Source organism: Serratia sp. CoH_122_TC_1, from assembly GCF_058191755.1.
In genome coordinates this window covers 1-1,627 of the sequence record NZ_JBXWLA010000051.1, presented here as the reverse complement: position 1 = coordinate 1,627, position 1,627 = coordinate 1, and the positions used below count along the sequence as shown (strand labels likewise).

General features: G+C 43.1%; 2 protein-coding genes. Both read left to right on the top strand.

What is annotated here, in order from left to right:
* The first annotated feature begins 165 nt into the window (after positions 1-165).
* The gene (locus AC2FC2_RS26885) at positions 166-678 is read left to right on the top strand and encodes a hypothetical protein (protein ID WP_129942264.1); all 513 of its coding nucleotides are present in this window, start codon (positions 166-168) and stop codon (positions 676-678) included.
* Between the two features lie 125 nt (positions 679-803).
* Positions 804-1,616, top strand: coding sequence for a DUF2971 domain-containing protein (locus tag AC2FC2_RS26880; RefSeq protein WP_490660198.1), 813 nt, complete (start codon positions 804-806; stop codon positions 1,614-1,616).
* The last annotated feature ends 11 nt before the right edge of the window (positions 1,617-1,627 follow it).

Below are 1,627 nucleotides of genomic sequence, written 5' to 3'. Positions count from 1 at the left end.
GAAATGGTAAACGCTGACATTGCCGAAAGATGTCAATAGATATGCAGATGTAGCTACGTGAATAAAACAAAGTCTCTGGTAAGTAGACAGAATAACCTGAGTTTCCAGGCTGGCAAAGATATATACTGGCAGCCATAAGTATGACAGGAAAGTAGGGGATAGCAGATGGCAGTTGAGTGGGTAGATGTGGCTGATAGTACTGTAAAAATCGGGCTGGGCTCTGTAATAGCGCTCATCACTACTTGCGTGACACTTAAGGTAACCCATAGGCATGAATTTAAAAAGGAGTTAATAGCACAGCGCAGGAAAGAACTGGATGTAAAAACTGAGCGTTATATCAATTTTTTATCCAGCTCCCGGATGATGTTGCAGAAGCATAAGTTTGCCTCTTTTCAGCATGATAACCACGATTATATTGAGTACATCCGGTTGCATGAAATTATTTCGGTCACCGCCGAAAATGACGTTCGAATCCATGCTTTTGATACATTTTCGTCCGTCGATCAGGCTATCACAATGGGTACAGCTGAACGCGTCGAGAAGAAACCCATCCATGATAAGGCTCAAGAAGCTTTACAGATTTTTCAGGTCACCGTTAATTCAGAACTAAGAAAAGAAAAGGAATCTATTGAAAAATCAAACACTAATCTATCCTTCTGGAAGTTCTGGCGGTGGTAATCACACAAAACTGGACTGAATACCCTTAACGTCCAGTGACGACAAAAGCGGCGCTTTGATACGTAAAGATCCACTGGCCGGATTGGTTTATACTGGCTTATCTCTCCAGAAACAGGCTGATACGGATGAACAAGATCTACCACTACACCGACCTGAACGGACTCCAAGGCATTGTTGAAAATCATTGCCTGCGGGCGACCAACCTGTATTTTCTCAACGACGAAGAGGAAATGCATCATGGTATCGCAGCTTTCGAAAATGCACTCAACCATCTAAATGAAGAACTGAGCCAGGAAAGCATTACAATCCTTCGTAATACACTTGCCAGGCACCGGTTACATCAGGCGAGGCATAATTATAATATTTCATTCTGCCAAAAGTCTGATCTGCTTAGCCAGTGGCGCGGCTATGCCGCTACGCAAGGGGTATGTCTGGAGTTCGACAGTGATAAATTAGAGAGTGCCCTCGATTACCAGGATTATCAGGTATTATCACGTGGAGTATTTTATACCAGTAGAGATTCCACGCTGGAAGCGAAAGCGGAAATACTCACTTTTCTAAAGGAAGAAAGTATTGTTGAGATAAGTAAAGAGAATCAGTTATTTGAATATACGAGTGCATCTCAACTGGTAAATAGGTTGACGCCGTTTTTCAAGCACGATAGTTTTAAGGAAGAAAGCGAGTACAGGATCGTCATACAGCCTAATATAAAGTCTGCGCCAGTTAAATTCCGGGTAAACCAGCACGGTCTTATTCCCTATCTTGAAGTAAAAGCCAAACAGGACAACGCTTTTGACGGACGACTGCCGCTAAAAAATGTAAAGATCGGTCCCTGCAAAAACCGGGCGTTTATGACGCAGGGTATCGAGTTCCTGCTCAACTACAACGGCTATAAGAAAACTAAGCTTTCCTATACTGATGTGCCTTTTCGGGCTTAGCCAGCAGTGGG